Source organism: Roseovarius atlanticus (genome assembly GCF_001441615.1).
Classification (GTDB): Bacteria; Pseudomonadota; Alphaproteobacteria; order Rhodobacterales; family Rhodobacteraceae; genus Roseovarius; species Roseovarius atlanticus.
In genome coordinates, this window is sequence record NZ_LAXJ01000019.1 from 1 (window position 1) to 20,362 (window position 20,362).

General features: G+C 61.8%; 34 protein-coding genes. 27 read left to right on the forward strand and 7 right to left on the reverse strand.

Annotated features, from left to right (window positions below):
* Positions 1 to 181: 181 nt before the first annotated feature.
* The 5 genes from rpsJ (at position 182) to XM53_RS15590 (ending at position 2,777) form a co-directional block, all read left to right on the forward strand.
* Positions 182 to 490, forward strand: coding sequence for a 30S ribosomal protein S10 (rpsJ, locus tag XM53_RS15570; RefSeq protein ID WP_057795293.1), 309 nt, complete (start codon positions 182 to 184; stop codon positions 488 to 490).
* A 12-nt stretch (positions 491 to 502) separates the two neighbouring features.
* Positions 503 to 1,369 carry a 50S ribosomal protein L3 gene (gene rplC, locus XM53_RS15575; RefSeq protein ID WP_057794960.1) on the forward strand — a complete coding sequence of 289 codons (867 nt, stop codon included), beginning with the start codon at positions 503 to 505 and terminating at the stop codon, positions 1,367 to 1,369.
* Positions 1,366 to 1,983, forward strand: coding sequence for a 50S ribosomal protein L4 (gene rplD / locus XM53_RS15580; protein WP_057794962.1), 618 nt, complete (start codon positions 1,366 to 1,368; stop codon positions 1,981 to 1,983). Before rplC ends, rplD begins: the two co-directional genes overlap by 4 nt.
* A complete protein-coding gene (locus XM53_RS15585) occupies positions 1,980 to 2,276 on the forward strand; it encodes a 50S ribosomal protein L23 (RefSeq protein WP_057794965.1) in 297 nt (98 codons plus the stop codon). Before rplD ends, XM53_RS15585 begins: the two co-directional genes overlap by 4 nt.
* Before the next feature lie 294 nt (positions 2,277 to 2,570).
* Positions 2,571 to 2,777, forward strand: coding sequence for a cold-shock protein (locus XM53_RS15590; RefSeq protein ID WP_057794967.1), 207 nt, complete (start codon positions 2,571 to 2,573; stop codon positions 2,775 to 2,777).
* 390 nt (positions 2,778 to 3,167) lie between these two features.
* Here XM53_RS15590 and XM53_RS15595 read toward each other — a convergent pair whose 3' ends face one another.
* Positions 3,168 to 3,521: a phasin family protein gene (locus tag XM53_RS15595; RefSeq protein WP_057794969.1), complete on the reverse strand. Its 354-nt coding sequence runs from the start codon at positions 3,519 to 3,521 to the stop codon at positions 3,168 to 3,170.
* Between the two features lie 349 nt (positions 3,522 to 3,870).
* Between XM53_RS15595 and rplB the strand changes: the two genes are divergently transcribed.
* From rplB to rplP, 5 genes are read left to right on the forward strand one after another with little or no spacing between them, the layout of a single operon-like run.
* Positions 3,871 to 4,713, forward strand: coding sequence for a 50S ribosomal protein L2 (gene rplB, locus XM53_RS15600; RefSeq protein WP_057794971.1), 843 nt, complete (start codon positions 3,871 to 3,873; stop codon positions 4,711 to 4,713).
* Positions 4,714 to 4,716: 3 nt separating this feature from the next.
* Positions 4,717 to 4,995, forward strand: a complete 279-nt coding sequence (rpsS, locus tag XM53_RS15605; RefSeq protein ID WP_057794973.1) for a 30S ribosomal protein S19 — start codon at positions 4,717 to 4,719, stop codon at positions 4,993 to 4,995.
* 3 nt (positions 4,996 to 4,998) lie between these two features.
* The gene (gene rplV / locus XM53_RS15610; protein WP_057794975.1) at positions 4,999 to 5,379 is read left to right on the forward strand and encodes a 50S ribosomal protein L22; all 381 of its coding nucleotides are present in this window, start codon (positions 4,999 to 5,001) and stop codon (positions 5,377 to 5,379) included.
* On the forward strand, positions 5,379 to 6,089 hold the full coding sequence (gene rpsC / locus XM53_RS15615) for a 30S ribosomal protein S3 (protein WP_057794976.1): 711 nt from the start codon (positions 5,379 to 5,381) through the stop codon (positions 6,087 to 6,089). Before rplV ends, rpsC begins: the two co-directional genes overlap by 1 nt.
* Before the next feature lie 13 nt (positions 6,090 to 6,102).
* On the forward strand, positions 6,103 to 6,516 hold the full coding sequence (rplP, locus tag XM53_RS15620; protein WP_057794978.1) for a 50S ribosomal protein L16: 414 nt from the start codon (positions 6,103 to 6,105) through the stop codon (positions 6,514 to 6,516).
* A gap of 182 nt (positions 6,517 to 6,698) precedes the next feature.
* Here the strand turns inward: rplP and XM53_RS15625 are convergent, their stop codons facing one another.
* Positions 6,699 to 7,400, reverse strand: coding sequence for a lysozyme family protein (locus XM53_RS15625; RefSeq protein WP_082631052.1), 702 nt, complete (start codon positions 7,398 to 7,400; stop codon positions 6,699 to 6,701).
* 278 nt (positions 7,401 to 7,678) lie between these two features.
* Between XM53_RS15625 and XM53_RS15630 the strand changes: the two genes are divergently transcribed.
* A complete protein-coding gene (locus XM53_RS15630; RefSeq protein ID WP_057794979.1) occupies positions 7,679 to 8,299 on the forward strand; it encodes a 2OG-Fe(II) oxygenase family protein in 621 nt (206 codons plus the stop codon).
* Positions 8,300 to 8,303: 4 nt separating this feature from the next.
* Here the strand turns inward: XM53_RS15630 and XM53_RS15635 are convergent, their stop codons facing one another.
* Positions 8,304 to 9,284, reverse strand: coding sequence for a calcium-binding protein (locus XM53_RS15635; protein ID WP_057794980.1), 981 nt, complete (start codon positions 9,282 to 9,284; stop codon positions 8,304 to 8,306).
* Between the two features lie 133 nt (positions 9,285 to 9,417).
* A complete protein-coding gene (locus XM53_RS15640) occupies positions 9,418 to 9,858 on the reverse strand; it encodes a GFA family protein (RefSeq protein WP_057794982.1) in 441 nt (146 codons plus the stop codon).
* A gap of 306 nt (positions 9,859 to 10,164) precedes the next feature.
* Here XM53_RS15640 and rpmC point away from each other — a divergent pair, with 306 nt between their 5' ends.
* The 12 genes from rpmC to XM53_RS23085 all read left to right on the forward strand — a co-directional run bounded on the left by rpmC (position 10,165) and on the right by XM53_RS23085 (position 15,513).
* Positions 10,165 to 10,365 carry a 50S ribosomal protein L29 gene (gene rpmC, locus XM53_RS15645; protein ID WP_057794983.1) on the forward strand — a complete coding sequence of 67 codons (201 nt, stop codon included), beginning with the start codon at positions 10,165 to 10,167 and terminating at the stop codon, positions 10,363 to 10,365.
* Positions 10,366 to 10,376: 11 nt separating this feature from the next.
* Positions 10,377 to 10,607: a 30S ribosomal protein S17 gene (gene rpsQ / locus XM53_RS15650; protein ID WP_057794988.1), complete on the forward strand. Its 231-nt coding sequence runs from the start codon at positions 10,377 to 10,379 to the stop codon at positions 10,605 to 10,607.
* A gap of 65 nt (positions 10,608 to 10,672) precedes the next feature.
* Positions 10,673 to 11,041, forward strand: a complete 369-nt coding sequence (gene rplN, locus XM53_RS15655) for a 50S ribosomal protein L14 (protein ID WP_057794990.1) — start codon at positions 10,673 to 10,675, stop codon at positions 11,039 to 11,041.
* Position 11,042: 1 nt separating this feature from the next.
* Entirely contained in the window at positions 11,043 to 11,354 is a 312-nt protein-coding gene (gene rplX, locus XM53_RS15660; RefSeq protein WP_057794992.1) for a 50S ribosomal protein L24, read from the forward strand.
* Complete coding sequence (gene rplE / locus XM53_RS15665) at positions 11,347 to 11,910, forward strand: 50S ribosomal protein L5 (protein ID WP_057794994.1); 564 nt, start codon at positions 11,347 to 11,349, stop codon at positions 11,908 to 11,910. The genes rplX and rplE overlap by 8 nt, the downstream gene beginning before the upstream one ends.
* Before the next feature lie 18 nt (positions 11,911 to 11,928).
* Positions 11,929 to 12,234 carry a 30S ribosomal protein S14 gene (rpsN, locus tag XM53_RS15670; protein ID WP_057794996.1) on the forward strand — a complete coding sequence of 102 codons (306 nt, stop codon included), beginning with the start codon at positions 11,929 to 11,931 and terminating at the stop codon, positions 12,232 to 12,234.
* A 13-nt stretch (positions 12,235 to 12,247) separates the two neighbouring features.
* The gene (rpsH, locus tag XM53_RS15675; RefSeq protein ID WP_057794998.1) at positions 12,248 to 12,640 is read left to right on the forward strand and encodes a 30S ribosomal protein S8; all 393 of its coding nucleotides are present in this window, start codon (positions 12,248 to 12,250) and stop codon (positions 12,638 to 12,640) included.
* A 13-nt stretch (positions 12,641 to 12,653) separates the two neighbouring features.
* Entirely contained in the window at positions 12,654 to 13,187 is a 534-nt protein-coding gene (gene rplF / locus XM53_RS15680; protein WP_057795001.1) for a 50S ribosomal protein L6, read from the forward strand.
* Between the two features lie 12 nt (positions 13,188 to 13,199).
* Positions 13,200 to 13,559: a 50S ribosomal protein L18 gene (gene rplR, locus XM53_RS15685; RefSeq protein ID WP_057795005.1), complete on the forward strand. Its 360-nt coding sequence runs from the start codon at positions 13,200 to 13,202 to the stop codon at positions 13,557 to 13,559.
* Positions 13,560 to 13,717: 158 nt separating this feature from the next.
* The gene (gene rpsE / locus XM53_RS15690) at positions 13,718 to 14,293 is read left to right on the forward strand and encodes a 30S ribosomal protein S5 (protein ID WP_057795007.1); all 576 of its coding nucleotides are present in this window, start codon (positions 13,718 to 13,720) and stop codon (positions 14,291 to 14,293) included.
* Positions 14,294 to 14,296: 3 nt separating this feature from the next.
* The gene (rpmD, locus tag XM53_RS15695) at positions 14,297 to 14,485 is read left to right on the forward strand and encodes a 50S ribosomal protein L30 (RefSeq protein WP_057795009.1); all 189 of its coding nucleotides are present in this window, start codon (positions 14,297 to 14,299) and stop codon (positions 14,483 to 14,485) included.
* Between the two features lie 197 nt (positions 14,486 to 14,682).
* On the forward strand, positions 14,683 to 15,513 hold the full coding sequence (locus XM53_RS23085; protein WP_144435564.1) for a hypothetical protein: 831 nt from the start codon (positions 14,683 to 14,685) through the stop codon (positions 15,511 to 15,513).
* Between the two features lie 14 nt (positions 15,514 to 15,527).
* Here the strand turns inward: XM53_RS23085 and XM53_RS15700 are convergent, their stop codons facing one another.
* Complete coding sequence (locus XM53_RS15700) at positions 15,528 to 16,226, reverse strand: vWA domain-containing protein (RefSeq protein WP_236544528.1); 699 nt, start codon at positions 16,224 to 16,226, stop codon at positions 15,528 to 15,530.
* A gap of 61 nt (positions 16,227 to 16,287) precedes the next feature.
* Here XM53_RS15700 and XM53_RS15705 point away from each other — a divergent pair, with 61 nt between their 5' ends.
* Positions 16,288 to 16,671, forward strand: a complete 384-nt coding sequence (locus tag XM53_RS15705; protein ID WP_057795011.1) for an ectoine synthase — start codon at positions 16,288 to 16,290, stop codon at positions 16,669 to 16,671.
* 9 nt (positions 16,672 to 16,680) lie between these two features.
* Here XM53_RS15705 and XM53_RS23755 read toward each other — a convergent pair whose 3' ends face one another.
* Positions 16,681 to 17,286 (reverse strand): hypothetical protein, encoded by a 606-nt coding sequence (locus tag XM53_RS23755; RefSeq protein WP_057795012.1) that lies wholly within the window; start codon positions 17,284 to 17,286, stop codon positions 16,681 to 16,683.
* A 369-nt stretch (positions 17,287 to 17,655) separates the two neighbouring features.
* Here XM53_RS23755 and XM53_RS15715 point away from each other — a divergent pair, with 369 nt between their 5' ends.
* A complete protein-coding gene (locus tag XM53_RS15715; RefSeq protein ID WP_057795015.1) occupies positions 17,656 to 18,699 on the forward strand; it encodes a Hint domain-containing protein in 1,044 nt (347 codons plus the stop codon).
* 52 nt (positions 18,700 to 18,751) lie between these two features.
* On the opposite strand, the gene XM53_RS15720 is transcribed toward XM53_RS15715, so the two are convergent.
* Complete coding sequence (locus tag XM53_RS15720; protein WP_057795016.1) at positions 18,752 to 18,994, reverse strand: hypothetical protein; 243 nt, start codon at positions 18,992 to 18,994, stop codon at positions 18,752 to 18,754.
* 258 nt (positions 18,995 to 19,252) lie between these two features.
* Between XM53_RS15720 and XM53_RS15725 the strand changes: the two genes are divergently transcribed.
* Complete coding sequence (locus XM53_RS15725) at positions 19,253 to 19,699, forward strand: response regulator (protein WP_057795018.1); 447 nt, start codon at positions 19,253 to 19,255, stop codon at positions 19,697 to 19,699.
* Positions 19,700 to 19,858: 159 nt separating this feature from the next.
* Positions 19,859 to 20,332 (forward strand): 50S ribosomal protein L15, encoded by a 474-nt coding sequence (gene rplO, locus XM53_RS15730; RefSeq protein ID WP_057795019.1) that lies wholly within the window; start codon positions 19,859 to 19,861, stop codon positions 20,330 to 20,332.
* Positions 20,333 to 20,362: the final 30 nt, after the last annotated feature.

Consider the following 20,362-nt stretch of genomic DNA (forward strand, 5'->3'; position numbering starts at 1 on the left):
GGTGTCGAAGATCCTCGAGTGATCTGAGGCGACGCGTCATCCCGGACTTGAACCGGGATGATCCAGACTTTCCGGGTGCTGACTGCGGTCGGCACCCGCCCCACTTTGGGCGCGACGAAGGGCGGCAATTCCGCCTCTCTTCCTCTCCGCTGGAACCCTGTTAGGGATAAGACAAATGGCCATTCAAAGCCAAAACATCCGTATCCGCCTGAAGGCGTTCGACTACCGCGTGCTGGACGCCAGCACGCAGGAGATCGTGAACACCGCCAAGCGGACCGGCGCAGACGTGCGCGGGCCCATCCCGCTGCCGAACAAGATCGAAAAGTTCACCGTTCTGCGTGGCCCCCACGTGAACAAGAAATCGCGCGATCAGTTCGAGATCCGGACGCACAAGCGTCTCTTGGACATCGTTGATCCCACGCCCCAGACCGTCGACGCGCTGATGAAGCTCGACCTGGCTGCCGGCGTGGACGTGCAGATCTCGGTTTAAGGAGGGCAGGACATGTTGCGCTCTGGTGTAATCGCAAAGAAAGTCGGCATGACCCGGCTTTTCATGGAAGACGGCAAGCAGATCCCTGTGACCGTTCTTCAACTGGACAAACTGCAGGTCGTCGCCCAACGCACGCCCGAAGAGCACGGCTATGCCGCTGTTCAGCTGGGCGCAGGGACCGCCAAGGCGAAACGCACGTCGAAAGCCATGCGTGGCCATTTCGCCGTCGCCAAGGTGGAACCCAAGCGCAAGGTCGCGGAATTCCGCGTGGCGCCCGAGAACATGATCGACGTGGGCGAGGAAATCACCGCGAACCACTATTTCGAAGGTCAGTTCGTGGACGTTTCCGGCACCTCGATCGGTAAGGGGTTTGCCGGTGCGATGAAGCGGCACAACTTCGGCGGTCTGCGGGCCAGCCACGGTGTGTCGATCAGCCACCGCTCGCACGGCTCCACCGGCCAGTGTCAGGACCCCGGCAAGGTGTTCAAGGGCAAGAAGATGGCCGGTCACATGGGTGCTGCCCGCGTGACGACGCAGAACCTGCAAGTGGTGAAAACCGACGCCGACCGTGGCCTGATCATGGTCAAGGGCGCGGTTCCCGGCTCCAAGGGCGGCTGGGTGACGATCAAGGACGCGGTGAAGAAACCGTTCCCTGAAAGCGCCATTCTGCCCGCCGCTCTGAAATCGGCCGCGGCCGAAGCAGAGAAAGCCGCGGAAGAAGCCGCAGCCGCCGCAGCCGCCGAGGCCGAGGCCGAAGCACAGCGTCTGGCCGAAGAGCAGGCAGCCCAGGAAGCGGCCGCCCTGCAGGAAGCCGAAGCCGAGATCGAGGCTGAAAAGTCCGATGATGCCGGCGAAGAGAAGAAGGACGGTGAGGAATGAAACTCGACGTGATCAAACTCGACGGCGGCAAGGCCGGTTCGGTCGAGCTCTCGGGCGAGATCTTCGATCTCGATCCGCGTGCCGACATCCTGCACCGCGTCGTCCGCTGGCAGCGTAACAAGGCGCAGCAGGGCACCCACAAGGTGAAAACCCGGTCCGAGGTCAGCTATTCGACCAAGAAGATCTATCGCCAGAAGGGCACCGGCGGCGCACGCCACGGCGACCGCGGCGCGCCGATCTTCCGCAAGGGCGGCATCTACAAGGGCCCGGTCCCGCGCAGCCACGCGCATGACCTGCCCAAGAAGGTGCGTCAGCTGGGCCTGAAGCACGCGCTGTCGGCCAAGGCCAAGGCGGGTGAGCTGGTGATCATCGAGGCCGCGGAAGGCGCCGCCAAGACCAAGGACCTGGCCAAGCAGGTCAAGGACCTGGGCTGGAAGCGCGCGCTGATCATCGACGGCGCCGAGGTGAACGAGGGCTTTGCCCGCGCCGCGGCCAACATCGACGGTCTGGACGTGCTGCCCAGCATGGGCGCGAACGTATACGACATCCTCAAGCGCGATACGCTCGTGCTGACCAAGGCGGGTGTCGAAGCACTGGAGGCTCGGTTGAAATGAGCGCGAAAGCAGAACATTACGATGTGATCCGCAAGCCGGTGATCACCGAGAAGGCCACGATGGCGTCGGAATCGAACGCCGTTGTCTTCGAGGTGGCCATGGACGCCGCGAAACCCCAGATCAAGGAGGCCGTCGAGGCGCTCTTCGGTGTGAAGGTGAAGGCGGTCAACACGTCCATCACCAAGGGCAAGCAGAAGCGGTTCCGTGGCATCATGGGCCGCCGCAAGGACGTCAAGAAAGCCTACGTGACGCTCGAAGAGGGCAACACGATCGACGTGACGACCGGGCTTTGAGGCGTGGTGGGGTGAAACCCCACCCTACGAATTGGACCCCCGTCGAGAGATCGTCGGGGGTTTTCTTTGCGACGCGGCAGTCATCCGCCCCGGCATTTTATCGCCAGAAATCAACGGCCGGGCAGGCGTGCCCCGTGATTTTCATTGACGTGAATCACCTGAGCGCCCATATGGGCGGGGCTACGTTACTACCTATCGACCCTTTCTCCTTTACGGCGACTGGCTTTCGATCTTGTCATGACGCCGCCAAGCTGCCGCATACTGCGGGCAGCAACATCTAAAGGAGACACGGAAATGGCCAACGGCACCGTGAAATGGTTCAACACCACCAAAGGCTACGGCTTTATCGCACCGGAATCGGGCGGCAAGGACGTCTTCGTTCACATCTCGGCCGTCGAGCGTTCGGGCCTGACGGGCCTCGCCGACGATCAGAAGGTCACCTATGACCTGGAATCCGGCCGTGACGGACGTGAAAGCGCCGTCAACATCGCGCTGGCATAAGGCCTCGGGCGGCACAGCCGCCGACCTTTGAGAGAGTTCGACCCCGGGCGCAGGCGTGGCCGGGGTTTTTCTTTGGCGATGTTTTTAGATCGATTGTAGGTACTCAGTTTTGTGCATGTACCAACGCGCGGAATCAAGGCGCGCAGCGCCGCCGCGCGATCGCCAGACCGCCCGGACGGGCTGGCGATTTGGTAAGGTGAGCGCTTAGGTCTTAGGGATTTCGGATTTGGCGGGGATAAAAAGCGCTGAACAGCTGTTGATCGCCATCCCGCGGTCTGGCGAGCGCGCCGCTTGGGTTAAGCGTGGCGTCATCCCGGACTTCATACGTGATCCCTTTGTCGTAGAGGTCCTCGGGTCTAGCCCGAGGATGACGGGGGAACCGACGGTCTTTTACACCGGCACGTCGTTGTAGCTGCGCTTGTGGCCGGACTTGGCGTCCTTGACGACCTCTTCGGTGGCGCCAGTCGTGATCTCAAACATCTTCATGGCCTCGGCCGTGTATTGCTCGAACGCGGTCAGGAAGAATTTCGATTGGACCTGCGCCAGTTCAGCCGGGCTTTTGCAATTGAGCATGGCCTTTTGCGTCTCCAGATCTTCTTGAAGCCGAGCCGAGACGAAGCGGGCGCCTTCGGACATCATGTCGCCCCACGCCTTGACGGCTGCGGGGCTGGTCGCCAACAGGCCAGCGGTCAGGGCCGACAGGTCCGAACCGGTGTCTTTCGGGGTCTTGGTCGAGTTCGTCATCGCGTGCCTCCCGTTTGATTATGTTTCAATCGCGACCCAGACTATTTGGTGCGATAGGGTATTGTAACGGTCCTGTAACGGCCGCACTTTGATCTGGATCGAATGGCGTGCGGCTGTTTGCAGTGCGCGCCTTTATTTTCTTGGCCTAGGCCCTTGACCGGGGCCCTCGTCTTTCGTAAATGATCCCATCCGCAAGGCCCCGGATTCGTCCGGGGCTTTGCCTTTGTTCGATAGAACATCTTAACCGGGCACCCAAGGGGGCCTATAACCATGGTGGGTTTTCACCCACCCTACATAGGTGGAGCTGGTCATTCCGGTTTCGCCGTTTGCTAAACGGAAGACAGAAAGCATGGCACTCAAGTCGTACAAGCCGACGACGCCGGGCCAGCGCGGGCTGGTGCTGATCGACCGTTCGGAGCTGTATAAAGGACGCCCCGTCAAAGCCCTCACCGAGGGTCTGACGAAATCGGGCGGCCGGAACAACACCGGGCGGATTACCTCGCGTCGTCGCGGGGGTGGCGCCAAACGCCTTTACCGGATCGTTGATTTCAAACGCAACAAGATCGACGTGGCCGCAACCGTCGAGCGGATCGAATACGACCCGAACCGGACGGCCTTTATCGCGCTGATCAAATACGAAGATGGCGAGCAAGCCTACATCCTGGCGCCGCAGCGCCTGGCCGTAGGGGACAGCGTCATCGCCTCGCCGAAGGCCGACATCAAGCCCGGCAACGCGATGCCGTTCCAAGGTATGCCGATCGGCACGATCGTCCACAACATCGAGCTGAAGCCCGGTAAGGGCGGCCAGATCGCACGTGCCGCCGGCACCTATGCCCAGTTCGTGGGCCGCGATGGTGGCTATGCCCAGATCCGCCTGAGCTCGGGCGAGCTGCGCATGGTGCGTCAGGAGTGCATGGCGACCGTGGGTGCCGTGTCGAACCCCGACAACAGCAACCAGAACTACGGCAAGGCCGGCCGGATGCGCCACAAGGGCATTCGCCCGTCTGTGCGCGGCGTGGTCATGAACCCGATCGACCACCCCCATGGTGGTGGCGAGGGCCGGACCTCGGGTGGTCGCCACCCGGTGACGCCTTGGGGCAAGCCGACGAAGGGTGCGCGCACCCGTAACAAGAACAAGGCGTCGCAGAAGCTGATCATCCGCTCGCGTCACGCCAGGAAGAAGGGCCGTTAACACATGAGCCGCTCTGTATGGAAAGGCCCCTTCGTCGATGCCTACGTGCTGAAAAAGGCCGAAGCATCGCGCGAGTCGGGGCGCAACGAAGTCATCAAGATCTGGTCGCGCCGTTCGACGATCCTGCCCCAGTTCGTGGGCCTGACGTTTGGCGTGTACAATGGTCACAAGCATATCCCCGTCAACGTTTCGGAAGATATGATCGGTCAGAAATTCGGTGAATACGCGCCGACCCGTACCTATTACGGGCACGCCGCCGATAAAAAAGCGAAGCGGAAGTAAGTCATGGGCAAGGAAAAGAACCCCCGCCGCGTGGCTGACAACGAAGCAATGGCAAAACTGCGTATGCTTCGCACCAGCCCGCAGAAACTGAACCTGGTGGCCGCGATGATCCGTGGCAAGAAGGTGGACAAGGCGCTGAACGATCTGACCTTCTCGAAGAAGCGGATCGCGCAGGACGTGAAGAAATGCCTTCAGTCCGCCGTGGCCAACGCCGAGAACAACCACAACCTCGATGTCGACGACCTGATCGTGGCAGAGGCCTATGTGGGCAAGAACCTCGTGATGAAACGCGGCCGTCCGCGCGCCCGTGGCCGGTTCGGCCGGATCATGAAGCCGTTCTCAGAAATCACCATCAAGGTGCGTGAAGTCGAGGAGCAAGCCTAATGGGTAACAAAGTCAATCCGATCGGGATGCGCCTGCAGGTGAACCGCACCTGGGACAGCCGCTGGTACGCCGACACCAAGGATTACGGTGATCTTCTGCTGGAAGACATCGCGATCCGTGATTTCATCAAGAAAGAGTGCAAGCAGGCCGGCGTCAGCCGTGTGATCATCGAACGCCCGCACAAGAAGTGCCGCGTCACGGTGCACACCGCGCGCCCCGGCGTGATCATCGGCAAGAAAGGCGCCGATATCGAGACTCTGCGCAAGAAGCTGGCGGCGATGACCGACAGCGAACTGCACCTCAACATCGTCGAGGTCCGCAAGCCGGAACTGGACGCGGCGCTGGTGGGTGAAAGCATCGCCCAGCAGCTGGAGCGTCGTGTGTCGTTCCGCCGCGCGATGAAACGTGCCGTGCAGAACGCCATGCGCATGGGGGCCCTGGGCATCCGGGTCAACGTCGCGGGCCGCCTGGGCGGTGCCGAGATCGCACGGACCGAATGGTACCGCGAGGGCCGGGTTCCGCTGCACACGCTGCGTGCCGACATCGATTACGCCAATATCGAGGCCAGCACACCTTACGGGATCATCGGCATCAAGGTCTGGATCTTCAAGGGCGAGATCATGGAACATGATCCGGCAGCCCGGGATCGCAAGGCGCAGGAACTTCAGGACGGCCCGGCACCTCGTGGTGCTGGTGGCGGCCGCCGCTGAGGAGGGATGAGAAATGCTTCAACCAAAGCGCACTAAATTCCGCAAGATGTTCAAGGGCCGGATCAAGGGCGAGGCCAAGGGCGGCTCTGATCTGAACTTTGGCACTTACGGCCTGAAAGCGACCACGCCCGAGCGCGTGACCGCCCGTCAGATCGAAGCGGCACGCCGTGCCATGACGCGTCACATGAAGCGTCAGGGCCGCGTCTGGATCCGGATCTTCCCGGACACGCCCGTGACCTCGAAACCCGTCGAAGTTCGGATGGGTAAAGGTAAGGGTTCGGTCGATTTCTGGGCCTGCAAGGTCAAGCCCGGCCGCGTGATGTTCGAGATCGACGGCGTTAGCGAAGCGGTGGCCCAAGAGGCGCTGCGTCTGGCGGCGATGAAACTGCCGGTCAAGACCCGCGTCGTGGTTCGCGAGGATTGGTAATCCAATCCTCACGAGTGCGGGAAAGCGATTGACGCAGTCAATTGCGGCCGCACCCCGGTGAAGAAAAAAGAGCCCCCGTCGAGAGATCGGCGGGGGTTTTTCTTTGCGCGGATGCGCGTGGGTTTTCACCCACCCTACGGGAGGTTGCGGGTCAGGCCCGGGACGGGTGGCGCGGTGTGATGTCAGCTGCCCAGTATGCCGCGCACCTGGCTTGCATAGGCCTCATACGTCATCGTCGCCTTGTTGCCGGCGACCCCGTCGTAATAGCTGCGGCCCGAGGGGATGGGCAGGCCGGCCCAGATCTTGGCGAGGTTCAGCATGAAGGTGTCGGTGCTCATCTCGCCCGCCTTGACCTTCATCAGGCCTGCGTCCCCCAGCAGAAGGTCGGCAAGCCGGTCCTGCACCGCGGGGCTGAACCGGGTGCTGGCGGGCAGGTCGAGACGGGCGGCGGAGTGGCGCAGAGTGGGCGGTATGAACTGGTAACGGCCGATGGCGTGGGGCTGGCCGGGGGTGGCCTCGATCCAGTCATAGATGTCCTGCAGGGTCATGTCGGTGGGGCGGCGGGGCGGTTTTACCCGTGCGCCATGCTGGACCGCGTCATAGCCCGCACGCCCGGCCTCGGCACGGGCGATGAGGTCGCGCAGGCGCGCGGCCTTGGTGCCGCCGTGGCGCAGTGGGGCATCCAGGCGGCCGGGCAGGGCGGCGAAAAGACCGCCTTCAGACCGATCGACGAAGAGGCTGGCCGAGGACAGCGCCTCGGAACTTTCGGATTGCATCGAGAACAGCGGCTGACGCGCGCTGAACAGGCTGCCGATGGCAGGATCGGCTTGTCCCGGGCAGGCGAGGCCCGCCCAGAGCAGGAATGCCAGGACGCGTCGGATCATGGTGCCCCCTATCGGTGCTGGGGGCGTTATGCGGCAAGGATCTGAAGATTTCCTTGCCGCAAGAGCGTGAGATCCGGATCAATTGTGATCGGGGTGATGCTCGCGGCAGTAGTGGATGCCGATGCAGGAGGTGTTATCCTTTATGCACTTGTTGCTGCACCCCTGTTGCGAGCAGACGCGTCCGCATTTCATGGCGTTTCTACGGAAATAGCTGGTTTAGAATGGCGCGATCCTAGCATAACGTCGGCGACGGACCAACTTGCCAGTGGACGGACGCCATGCCCCAGATATCCTCGCTTTTCGTGACGCGCCTTTACCGTGCTGCCCTGTCAGAGCACGGCCCCGCCATCGACCCGGCGGAAATGGAGGCGTCGTGCTATGCGATTGCCGAGGATGACGAGGCCGGACAGGAGTGGTGCGAGGAGAACGGGTATCCGGGCTATACCTCCTATGCTTCTCTGACCGATCTGCCGTGGCGGTTTCCGATCTTTGCGGACCTGGTTAAGGCGCTCGATGCGCATGTGGCGGCCTTTGCCGAGGATCTGGAATTCGATCTGGACGGTCGCGAGCTGAAGCTGGAGGATATCTGGATCAACATCCTGCCGGAGGGCGGGACGCATTCATCGCATCTGCATCCGCATTCGGTGATTTCCGGCACGACCTATGTGGCGATGCCGGATGGCGCCAGCGCGCTGAAGCTGGAGGACCCGCGCTCGGCCCGGATGATGGCCGCGCCGGGGCGGAAGAAGGACGCGCGGGAAGAATTGCGGACCTTCATCTATGCCAAGCCCGCGGTGGGCGATGTGCTGCTGTGGGAAAGCTGGCTGCGGCACGAGGTGCCGATGAACCTGTCCGAGGACGAACGGATCAGCGTCAGCTTCAACTACGCCTGGGGGTGAGCGGTCAGACCACCGGTTCGGGAGGCATCAGCACCGTTACGTATGACAGAATGTCGGTGCCAACGGCAGCGGGTCCGAGGGCGATGCTGCGCTCGAAATCCTCTCCGTCCTTGTTTAGCAGGATCTTGAGTTGCGTTTCGCTGCTGTCGGGGGCGTCTTCGGTCTCGACGCCGCGGATGACCGTGCCGGGGTCGATATCCGTCAGGTCCAGGACCAGTTCGTCCTCGGCGGGATCGAAGTCGTCCATGCGGACAACTTCGTCCTTATCCTCGAAGGGAGCGCCGCCAAAGCCCGGGGACTCGCCGGTCGGCCCGTTGAAGTCCAACGTGAAGGAGTCCGCGCCGTCGCCGCCTCTCAGGAACGCGCCGCCGCCTTCGCTGTAATATTCGATGTCGCTGATATGGGTTATCGTATCGTCGCCATCGCCGCCCTCAACGATACTGGTATTGTCCACCGGGCTGCGCTGCACCGTGATGTCGTCATCGCCAGCGCCACCGATGAGGTTATAGCTGTTCACGCCGCTCAACACGTCGTCACCGGCGCCGCCCAGAATGTAGCCGTATTCGCCTTCTTGGTTGATGGTGTCGTTACCGTCCTCGCCCTGGATCAGCAGGCCATCCTGATCCAGCTGGGCAAGGTCGTCGCCGTCACCGGCCAGAACCTGCAGCACGCCCGTGCCGGTTTCCGCCGCCGCATCGACATGCACATCCTCGATCGTGTCGTCGCCTTCGGTGCCGATCAGGTTTATGAAGGGCCGCAGGTCACCGCGCGGTTCCTCCTCGACGGTGAAGCCGGCCTCGGTCAGAATATCGTCGGGCTGGTCGCCTGTATCCGGCGTGTCCGGATCTTCGTCGTCCGGGTCGGCGACATCAGGCATGTCCTCGTCGGGCGCTGTGCCGGAATCACTGTCGTCGTCGGTGAATTCATCAATCAAGAACGCCGTGGCGCCGATGCCAATGAGTGAAAGAAGCGCTATGGCGAACATCTGAATACCCCCGAAACCAGAACTTTAACGCATTGAATATGCAGCGGAGACAAGGCTAACGCACGAAAATAAGGAAACAAAGTGTTTTGGCAGGAATGGGGCGCCCCGCCACCGATGTGACGGGGCGTAGGCTTCAGGCGGCAGGCTGCGGCCAGGTGAACTCGGGGCGCAGGCCTTCATACACCGGGCGGCCGTCATCGGGCTTGGCGTAGCCTTTGCTTTCGTCCCAGAACGCGTGGTACGTCGCGTCCGGGAAGGCGGCGTCGTCGTAGCCCATGACGTTGGGCACGGCCACGCGGATGCGTTTTTGTTTGTCATCCAGCATCAGCGCGGCGCCGCAATCGGCACAGGTGCACAGCTCCAGCGGGCCGTCGGGGTTGTCGGCGTTGAAGGGCTGGCGCTTCATCTCGCCGCCTTCGGCCTTGAGGTCGTCATGGTTGAAGAAAGCCACGTGCGTCGTGTGCTGTCCGGTGACGGATTTGCAGACGTTGCAATGGCACTCGTGATTGTCGATGGGTTCGGCGCTGGCGGTCACCTTGACGTGATCGCAGCCTCCGGAATACGGGCTGGACATGGGGTTCTCCTCCTCTTTTGTCGGGTGCTGATTGGGCGCACCCGGTGCCTATCTCACGCGGGCGGGGCGGGGTCTGGCAAGATAGACCTTGGTGTTGCGACAGGTGTCGGGGGCTGTCGTTGCGGAAGTGAGCTGATTTCCCCAAACTTTCCCTTGCCCTGAACCCGCACCTCCCTTATACGGCCCCAATCCACGGGTCCCCGCGTTTCGCGGGGATTCGTTTTTGACATTCATCCACCGGGCAAGCCGTGTGACCCTGAGCCATCGAGCAGGGGCCGGCCGGTGTTTTGAGAAGGGACGATGGCCATGAACGCCACCGAATTGCGTGACAAGACGCCCGACCAGCTTCGCGAGGAGCTGTCCAACCTGAAGAAAGAGCAGTTCAACCTGCGCTTTCAGGCAGCGACCGGGTCGCTGGAAAACCCTGCGCGGATCAGAACGGTCCGCCGCGATGTGGCACGTGTGAAAACCGTGCTGAACGAAAAAGCCGCCTCGGCTGCTGAATAAGGAGAGCCACCATGCCCAAGCGCATCCTGCAAGGCGTCGTGACCTCCGACGCAAACGCCCAGACCGTCACCGTTTCGGTCGAGCGTCGTTTCAAGCACCCGGTGCTGCAAAAGACCATTCGTAAGTCCAAGAAATACCGGGCTCACGATGAAAAGAACGCTTTCAAAATCGGCGACTCCGTTCGCATCATCGAATGTGCGCCGAAATCGAAAACGAAACGCTGGGAGGTTCTTGAGGCCTAGGCCAAAGAACCTTTCGGTTTGATCGAAACCATGGGGTCGTTACCCCTTAGGTCGGGAGAAACCTAATGATCCAGATGCAGACCAATCTGGATGTTGCTGACAACTCCGGCGCACGCCGGGTGCAGTGCATCAAGGTCCTGGGTGGTTCCAAGCGCAAATATGCGTCCGTTGGCGACATCATCGTCGTCTCGGTGAAGGAAGCCATCCCGCGCGGCCGCGTGAAGAAAGGTGACGTCCGCAAGGCCGTCGTCGTGCGCACCGCTAAAGAGATCCGTCGCGACGACGGTACCGCCATCCGCTTTGACCGCAACGCCGCCGTGATCCTGAACAACGCAGGTGAGCCGGTCGGCACGCGTATCTTCGGACCGGTGGTTCGTGAACTTCGCGCGAAGAACTTCATGAAGATCATCTCGCTCGCCCCGGAGGTGCTGTGACATGGCCGCAAAACTGAAAAAAGGCGACAAGGTCGTTGTCCTGTCCGGCAAGGACAAGGGCAAGGAAGGCACGATCACGTCCGTTGATCCCAAGGCCGGCAAGGCCGTGGTCGACGGTGTGAACATGGCCATCCGCCACACCCGCCAGAGCCAGCAGAGCCAGGGCGGACGCCTGCCCAAGGCGCTGCCGATCGACATCAGCAACCTGGCCTTTGTCGACGCCAACGGCAAACCCACCCGCGTCGGCTTCAAGATGGAAGGCGACAAAAAGGTGCGTTACGCCAAGACCACGGGGGACGTGATCGATGCTTGATACAGAAAACTACACCCCGCGTCTTCGCGCCGCTTTCCGCGACACCATTCGCCCGGCGCTGAAAGAAGAGTTCGGCTATACCAACGACATGCAGATCCCGCGCCTGGACAAGATCGTCCTGAACATCGGCTGCGGCGCCGAGGCGGTGAAGGATTCCAAGAAGGCCAAGTCGGCCCAGGAAGACCTCAGCACCATCGCCGGCCAGCATGCCGTGATCACGTCGGCCAAGAACTCGATCGCTGGTTTCCGTGTTCGTGAAGGCATGCCGCTGGGCGCCAAGGTGACCCTGCGCGGCAACCGCATGTACGAATTCCTCGACCGTCTGATCACCGTGGCCATGCCGCGGATCCGCGACTTCCGCGGTGTGTCGGGCAAGTCGTTCGATGGCCGCGGCAACTATGCCATGGGCATCAAGGAGCACATCGTTTTCCCCGAAATCAACTTCGACAAGGTCGACGAAGTCTGGGGGATCGACGTCATCATCGCAACCACGGCGAAGACCGACGCTGAAGCCAAGGCGCTGTTGAAGCATTTCAACATGCCTTTCACCAGCTAATCGCGAGGAATTTGAAACATGGCTAAGAAAGCAATGATCGAACGCGAGAAGAAGCGTCAGCGCCTGGTGAAGCAATATGCCGCCAAGCGGGCCGCTTTGAAAGCGATCATCAACGACCAGGAAAAGCCGATGGAAGACCGCTTCCGGGCCTCCCTGAAACTGGCGCAACTGCCGCGCAACAGCTCGGCCACCCGCCTTCATAACCGCTGCCAGCTGACCGGCCGGCCGCACGCCTATTACCGCAAGCTGAAGATCAGCCGGATCGCCCTGCGCGACCTGGGCTCGTCGGGTCAGCTGCCCGGTATGGTCAAGTCGAGCTGGTAAGGAGGGATATGAGATGAACGATCCTATCGGCGATATGCTCACCCGCCTGCGCAACGCAGGTATGCGTGGCAAATCCACCGTCATGGTCCCCGCCTCCAAGATGCGCGTGCGCGTTCTGGAAGTGCTGGCCGACGAAGGCTACATCCGCGGGTTCGAGGACACCAAGGACGAGCGTGGCCACCCGGCCATCGAAGTGAGCCTGAAGTATTTCGAAGGCGCCCCCGTGATCCGCGAGATGAAGCGGGTCTCCAAGCCCGGCCGCCGGGTTTACATGGGCGTCAATGACATTCCGTCGGTCCGTCAGGGCCTGGGCGTGTCGATTGTCTCCACCTCCAAGGGTGTGATGTCGGATGCGAACGCGCGCAGCCAGAACGTTGGCGGCGAAGTGCTTTGCACGGTATTCTAAGGAGGCCTGTGTAATGTCTCGTATCGGTAAACAACCCGTGGCCCTGCCCGATGGCGTCACAGCCAGCGTGTCGGGCCAGACCATCGAGGTCAAAGGCCCGAAGGCGACCAAGAGCTTCACCGCGACCGACGACGTGTCGATCGAGGTGAACGACGGTACCATCACGGTGACGCCGCGCGGCAAGTCCAAGCGCGCCCGTCAGCAGTGGGGCATGACCCGTACCATCGTCGCCAACCTGGTGCACGGCTCGCGCGAGCCGTTCAAGCAGGAGCTGGAGATCCGCGGCGTGGGCTACCGGGCTCAGATGCAGGGCAACATCCTGAAGCTGAACCTGGGCCTGAGCCACGATGTGGATTTCGAAGTTCCGGAAGGTGTGACCGTCACGGCCCCCAAGCCCACCGAGCTGGTGATCGAGGGCCATGACAAGCAACTCGTCGGTCAGGTCGCGGCCAATATCCGCGACTGGCGGCGCCCTGAGCCCTACAAGGGCAAGGGCATCCGCTACAAGGGTGAGTACATCTTCCAGAAGGAAGGCAAGAAGAAGTAAGGACGCGAGAAAATGGCAAACAGCAAGAGACAACTGTTCCAGAAACGCCGTATGCGCGTCCGGAGCAAACTTCGCAAGGTCAATGCCGGCCGCCCCCGTCTTTCGGTGCATCGTTCGTCCAAGAACATGAGCGTGCAGCTGATCGACGACGTGAACGGCACGACCCTGGCCTCGGCCTCGACCCTGGAAAAGGACCTGGGCTTTGTCGGCAAGAACACGTTGGAAGCGGCGGCCAAGATCGGCGCGACCATCGCGGAACGCGCCAAGAAGGCAGGCGTGACCGAAGCGCAGTTCGACCGCGGTGGGTTCCTCTACCACGGCCGGATCAAGGCGCTGGCCGATGCCGCCCGTGAGGGTGGCCTGAAGATCTAGGTGGGATGAAGTCCCACCCTACGCGGCCTGCGTAGGGTGGGGCTTCGACCCACCCTGACGTTGCAGGCGGGTGACCCGCCTCGATGATCCGGACGCCGGTTGGCGGACTTGGATTGGGACAATCTAAAGGGCAGATGCCCGCAGAAAGGACGCCGCGTATGGCAAGAGATGACAATCGCCGTGGGGGTCGCGACCGCGACGAAACCCCGGAATTCGCCGATCGCCTGGTTGCGATCAACCGTGTTTCGAAAACCGTCAAGGGTGGTAAGCGCTTCGGCTTTGCCGCGCTCGTCGTAGTTGGCGACCAGAAGGGCCGCGTCGGGTTCGGCAAGGGCAAGGCCAAGGAGGTCCCCGAGGCCATCCGCAAGGCCACCGAGCAAGCCAAGCGCCAGATGATCCGTGTGCCGCTGCGCGAGGGCCGCACGCTGCACCACGACATGGAAGGCCGATGGGGCGCCGGCAAGGTCGTCATGCGCACCGCGCCGACCGGTACCGGCATCATCGCCGGTGGTCCGATGCGGGCCGTGTTCGAGATGCTGGGCGTGCAGGACGTGGTTGCGAAGTCCACGGGCTCGCAGAACCCTTACAACATGATCCGCGCCACCCTGAACGGTCTGCAAAAGGAAAGCAGCCCGCGCATGGTCGCGCAGCGTCGCGGCAAGAAGGTCGCCGACATCCTGCCCAAGCGTGACGAGGCCCCGGCCGAGTCGTCCCACGTCGCAGAGGAGGCGTAAACCATGGCAAAGACCATCGTCGTCAAGCAGGTGGGAAGCCCCATCCGCCGCCCCGAGATCCAGCGCAAGACGCTGATCGGGCTGGGCCTGAACAAGATGCACCGGACCCGTGAGTTGGAAGACACGCCGTCGGTCCGTGGCATGATCAACAAAATCCCGCATCTTGTGGAGATCGTTGAAGAGAAGGGGTGAGGCCCCGGTTTGGTTCACGGGGTGGGGTGAAACCCCACCCTACGAGATTGACGCCCCGGTCAGAGATGGCCGGGGTGTTTTCGTTTCGGATTATTGGACCTTTTTCCGGCGGTGCGCAAAGTTCAAATTCTTTACAGAATGTAACTGAAAGCTGCTACTTAGACCCCCATGGGTAGATTGGTTTTGTAAGCAAAGACATGAATTCTGGAAGTAAATTAAAGTCCGCGTTCAATTCAGTCTGGAGTTTTTTTTCCGGAGTTTGGGGCGCGGCGAAAACAATCATCTTTGTCTTGTTGATCATGTTTTTGATTGCGAGCCACGTTTTCACTGGATTGGCCGTAATAACGGCTGGTTTTCTGCAGACGGTATTTGGAACAACAACCGCATTGGCTAATGCTCGTTCTATGCAACAAGAGACCGCTCAAAAACTCAATGCCCGGGAAAACGAGCTTGAAAAGATGAATGCTGAGTCAGCCGCTGATCAAAATAAAATAAGAGACCTTGAAGCGAGATCAGCGTCCCAAACCAAAGAGTTGAAGAACCTTAGAGCTCAGAATAATGAGTTGAAAAGAGGAAGGTTTGTAGACTTCAAAGGAAAACGGGTGCGTTTAGACGACGCAATTAAGACAGCTTCTACGGGCATTCAATCTCGCACAAAACGCGTTGCAGCTGCAAACGTGGCGAGTGCAGCTGGAGAAAGTATTCCTTTTTGGGGCATTGCGATAATCGTGGGCGCGACCACTTATGAATTGACAAGCGCCTGCGATACCATGACCGACTTGTACGACTTGCAGGTTGCGATTGATCCATCACAGGCCTCTGAGGAAGATAGGAAATACGTCTGTGGTTTGAGGGTTCCGACAAGAGAAGAATTGTGGGACGACGTTAAGTCATCACCTGGCATCGCGTGGACATCAGCGGTAAACGCTTATGAAGATGGAGCAGAATGGGTTGGCAACCTAGAGCCACCGGACTTTTCAGGAACTTGGAATACAGCCATGTCGTGGCTCGGAAGCTGGTTCGAGTGACTCTTTTCAGTACATCACCCTAGCAACGCACACCCCAACGTCTGGCGCAGCGCCTTGGTCAGCTCGTCCACGGTGTCGGTCGCCACGTACATGCCGCCGGTCTGGTCCGAGATGCAGCGGGCGATCGACGATCCGTCGGCGTAGATCCCGGCCTCGGGGCTGTCCCAGGCGAAGGGGTCTGCCACGACGCGGAAGCCGATGACATGCACGGTGAGGTTGGCGGAGGTGGCAGCGAGCTCGGCCCCGAGCGCGCAGGGTCGGCCGCCGCAGGTTTCATTGCCGTCGGTCACCAGCACGATGATGCCCGGCGTGGTGGTGTGGTTCAGCACGCGGGCGGCCTCGGCCACGGCTTCGGTCAGGGGGGTGAGGCCGATCGGGTCCATCAGGTCGATGGCGTCGATGATGGGCTGGGCCGCGTCCGCGACGGGCGGGAATTTGAGGTTGATGCCGTCGCAGGAACCTTCGGGGCCGGGACCATAGGTCAGGAGACCGACGCGGCGCACGGGCGCGATATCGGGCAGGGCGCGGCGCAGGGCGGTGCGGGCGTCCTCGATCCGGGTGGGGGCGGTCTGGTCGAAGCCGACCTCGGCCATGGAGGCCGAGCCGTCGAAGACCAGCATGGCGTCGCGGCTGCAGTCCTGCGCCACGGCGCGCGGCACCACCGGCAGCGCAGAGGCCAGTACGGTTAGCGTTGTCAGCAGGGTGCGTTTCATATTCAGATGAGACATCGCGGCGGGTTTGAAATCAAGGCTAGCCCTTTTCAGGAGAGACAAGATGTTCGTTAAGACGTTGGATGACGTGATCGGCACGGAGGATCACGCCAAGGGCGAGGCCTTTGAAAGCAGGCGGCTTTTGCTGGCCCGGGACGATCTGGGCTATTCCTTTCACGACACGATCGTGAAGGCCGGAACGGTTCAGTTGCTGGAATACAAGGAGCATGTCGAGACGAGCTATTGCATCGAGGGCAAGGGCGAGGTGGAGAACGAGACCACCGGCGAGGTCTGGCCGCTGGAACCGGGCGTGATGTACGTGCTGGACCAGAACGACCCGCATATCGTGCGGGCGGAAACCAACCTGCGGTTCATCTGCATTTTCACGCCTGCCTTGACGGGACGCGAGGATCAGAACAAGGCCGAGACGGCGCCCGATCCGGAGTGACCGATGCCGTCAGTCGCACAGGCGCGTATAGCTTTCGCGGCTGAAATCATAGCGTGAATTGATGCCGTAGGGCGACGTGTAACCGTCTGTATTTCCACGTGGTTCGCAGGTGTCGTCGCCCAGGGGGCAATTCGGTGTGATCTGGGTGCGGGAGACCTGGCAGAAGACCTGTTCGCGGGTACGCGGCGTGGCGGCGGTGTCCTGGTCAAGGTCTATTTCGGTGAGATCGATTAGGTGGCCGGCCTTGCGTCCGAAGCCGCGCGTCTCGAAGGTGAGAGGGGCGTCGAGGGTGAGCGTTTTCTGGTCGGCGAACCGTTGGTCCGCACTGTGCCAGACGTTGCCGTAATCGAAGCGCAGGCGGTAGGTGCCGGGCGGGACGAGCACGCGAAAGAACACGCCGCCGGTGATGTAGGCGGCGAGGGCGGGGTCGTCGGTTTCCGCGTTGTTCAGGGTGACGATGTAGTCCGCGCCGGGGGCGGTCTTGACTTGCAGGGGGAAGACGAGGGGTAGCCCCGTGCGGTTCCACATCAGGCCGGGGTCGGGCCGGTTCTCGGCGGCGCGGGTGACGCCGGAGAGCAGGCACAGAAGGACGGCGAGGGTGATGAGAGCGCGCATGGGCTGTATCTAGGGCCTTGGACCGGGAAGGGCAAAGGCATGTGATGCGACTCGAAGGTTAATTGGCGTGAGTCCTCGAAAACCGCGTCGGTAAAGCGTCGGTATTCGAGCTGTATCACGTCGGTGTCATTGTCCGGCACCCCAGATTGACGCACCGTGCGCTGCGGGGGCACAGATCAGAGCCGCCGGCCCGGGGACAGATGGCGTTCGGCGGCACGGATTGGCCGGATTTTTCCACGGACCTGCCTCATCCACTCCGCGTTAAGCCGTCATTAAGCCCGAAAGCATAGCATCGCGAAAAAGCGGCATGGCCGGATCTTTTGGCGCATCGGCGCGGTGGCGGTCCGGTGTTCGCAGAGGCACCAGGCAATGGCGACGATTTATGACCTGATCGAGGTCACGAGCATCAGCGCGAACACGACCTATTCGGAGGCGAATGGGAACCTGCTGGGCGTGGTCGACGGCGCCAACGGGCCGGAGTTGGACGACGGGGAGTTCGACGAGGGCGACCTGATCTCGATAGGCGGGACGACCTATACGATCGACCTGATCCAGGAGCCGTCATCGTCGGGCAGTTTCCTCTTGGGCGACGGCAGCACGCGCAGCTTCAGCCCGCAAAACGAAGACAATCTGGATGTGATGTTCCTGACCGTGTCGAATGGCGGCACGACGCGGTATTTCATCCTGCCGAACGACAGTTACGGCGACCTGAATTTCCAGTCGGTGACCACGGGTGGGATCACCGATGTGGGCGGCAGCGACGCGGCGGTCATCGGGACGACGGATGACGAGGTGAACGTGGTCTGTTTCGGCGCGGGCACGATGATCGCGGTGGCCGAGGACGCCGCGAGGCCGGTCGAGACGCTAAGCGCGGGCGACCTGGTGAGAACCGCCGATCACGGGGCGCGCCCGGTACGCTGGATCGAGCATCACGCGATCAGTGCCGCGTCGCTGGCGCGTAACCCGCATGTGCGCCCGATCCGTATCTCGGCCGGGGCGCTGGGGCCGGGCCTGCCCGACGCGCCTTTGGTGGTGTCGCCGCAACACCGCATCTTGGTCAGGTCGAAAATCGCCGAGCGGATGTTCGGCCAGGCGGAAGTCCTGTTGCCGGCGAAGTTCCTGCTGGGCGTGACCGGGGTGGAACTGGATCCGCGCGAAGGCGGCGTGGACTATTACCACGTGGTGATGGACCGGCACGAGGTGCTGTTCGCCAACGGTGTGGGCGCCGAGAGCCTGTATCGGGGGCAGGAAGCGATGAAGACGCTGCGCAGCGCCCAGAGCGCCGCGCTGGCGATGCTGGGGGCCAGCCGGACAGCGGCCAAGGGCGACGTGCCCGCGCGGCTGTTCGCGCAGGGCGGCCGGGGCCGGCGGCTGGTGGAGCGGCATATCAAGAACGCGCGGGCATTCGCGTAGGCGCGGACCGGGCGTATTGGGTGCGTGGTGGGTTTTCACCCACCCTACGGGCCTATTTGTCGGCGTCCCGTGTGCCGGAGCCTGAGGAGATCACGCCGAAATCCTTCGATGCGGAGCCGCCGCCGGCGATGCTGAAATATCCTTCGGCGGCCAGACCGCGTTTCAAAAGCTCGCGCACGGCGGCGGCGCGGCTGGGCATGTGGGCCGCAAATCGCCAGTCGTCGAGCGCCTTGAGCTCGTCTTCCGAGATCATGACCTGCAATCTCTCGAGGCGTTTGGAACTGGAATTGGGCATCGTCCGGTCCGTGCGTCCTGCAACGATCTTCTAAATAGCCTTTTGCCCAGAATAGTCAAAGTGAGGAGAATGCCAAGTTTGCTCATCTTGCTCATGTTACTGTTCTTATGGATTTTGATCATTATAAGGTCATGAAATCATTCGTAAATCATGGTGCGCGCCATTATATTCGTGTCTATGAGACACTGCTCTGAACATGACGACCAAAGAACTGGATCCGACGACAGACTGCCGAATGAGGCGGGCGATTTCGCGCCCGTGACCCGGTCGGTGACGATGGGGGGCGCTGTGCCGGAACCGGGCGAGGCGGCGTCCGTCCTGCCCGGGATGGGCGCGCTGCGGCGTGTGCTGGTGGTCGAGGACGACGATTTCATCAGTGCCGACATTGCCTGCACGCTGGACGAGTCCGGGTTTAACGTGGCGGGCACCGCGCAGTCGCTGGGCGCCGCGATGCGTTTCGTGCGCGACAACACCGGACAGTTCGACTGTGCGCTTGTGGATATCGACCTTGGCGGAGAGAGCTGTCAGCCGCTGGCGGCGTCCCTGGACGGGTTGAACGTGCCCTACCTGCTGGTCACGGCGCATAGCGAGGACGTGGTGCGCGAGCTGGGGTTCCGGGCGCCGGTGATCGAAAAGCCGTTCCAGGCCGTGCAACTTTCGAACAGGCTGTCCGGACTGTTCGTGCGAGAGCCGCAAGAGGCCTGACAGGGGGCGGATCACGGGCGCGGATATCGGCCCTTGATCGGCCGGCGCAACGGGTCTATACGCCCCCGGTGGTCAGACATGACCCGATTCACATGAACCAAGACATGCCGTGGTTGGCCCCATCGCTTCGGGGGTCACATCCGGCTTAGGAGAAGCGACATGAAACTGCATGAACTGCGCGACAACGACGGCGCAACCAAACGCAAGAAACGCGTGGGCCGTGGCCCCGGCTCTGGCATGGGCAAGACCGCCGGCCGTGGTATCAAGGGTCAGAAATCCCGTTCGGGCGTGGCGATCAACGGCTATGAAGGCGGCCAGATGCCGCTTTATCAACGCTTGCCCAAGCGTGGCTTCAACAAGCCGAACCGCAAGAAATTCGCCGTGGTGAACCTGGGCCTGATCCAGAAATTCGTCGATGCCAAGAAGATCGACGCCGGCCAGACCATCACCGAGGACACGCTGGTGGAAAGCGGCCTGGTGCGCCGCAAGCTGGACGGAATCCGCGTTCTGGCCAAGGGCGAGGTGTCGTCCAAGCTGACGCTGAACGTGACCGGCGCGTCGAAATCGGCCGTCGAAGCGGTTGAAAAAGCGGGCGGGTCGCTGAACGTGGCCAGCGCACAGGCGGCTGAATAAGAGGTTGTGAGCGGGCGTCCCGCCCCTTAC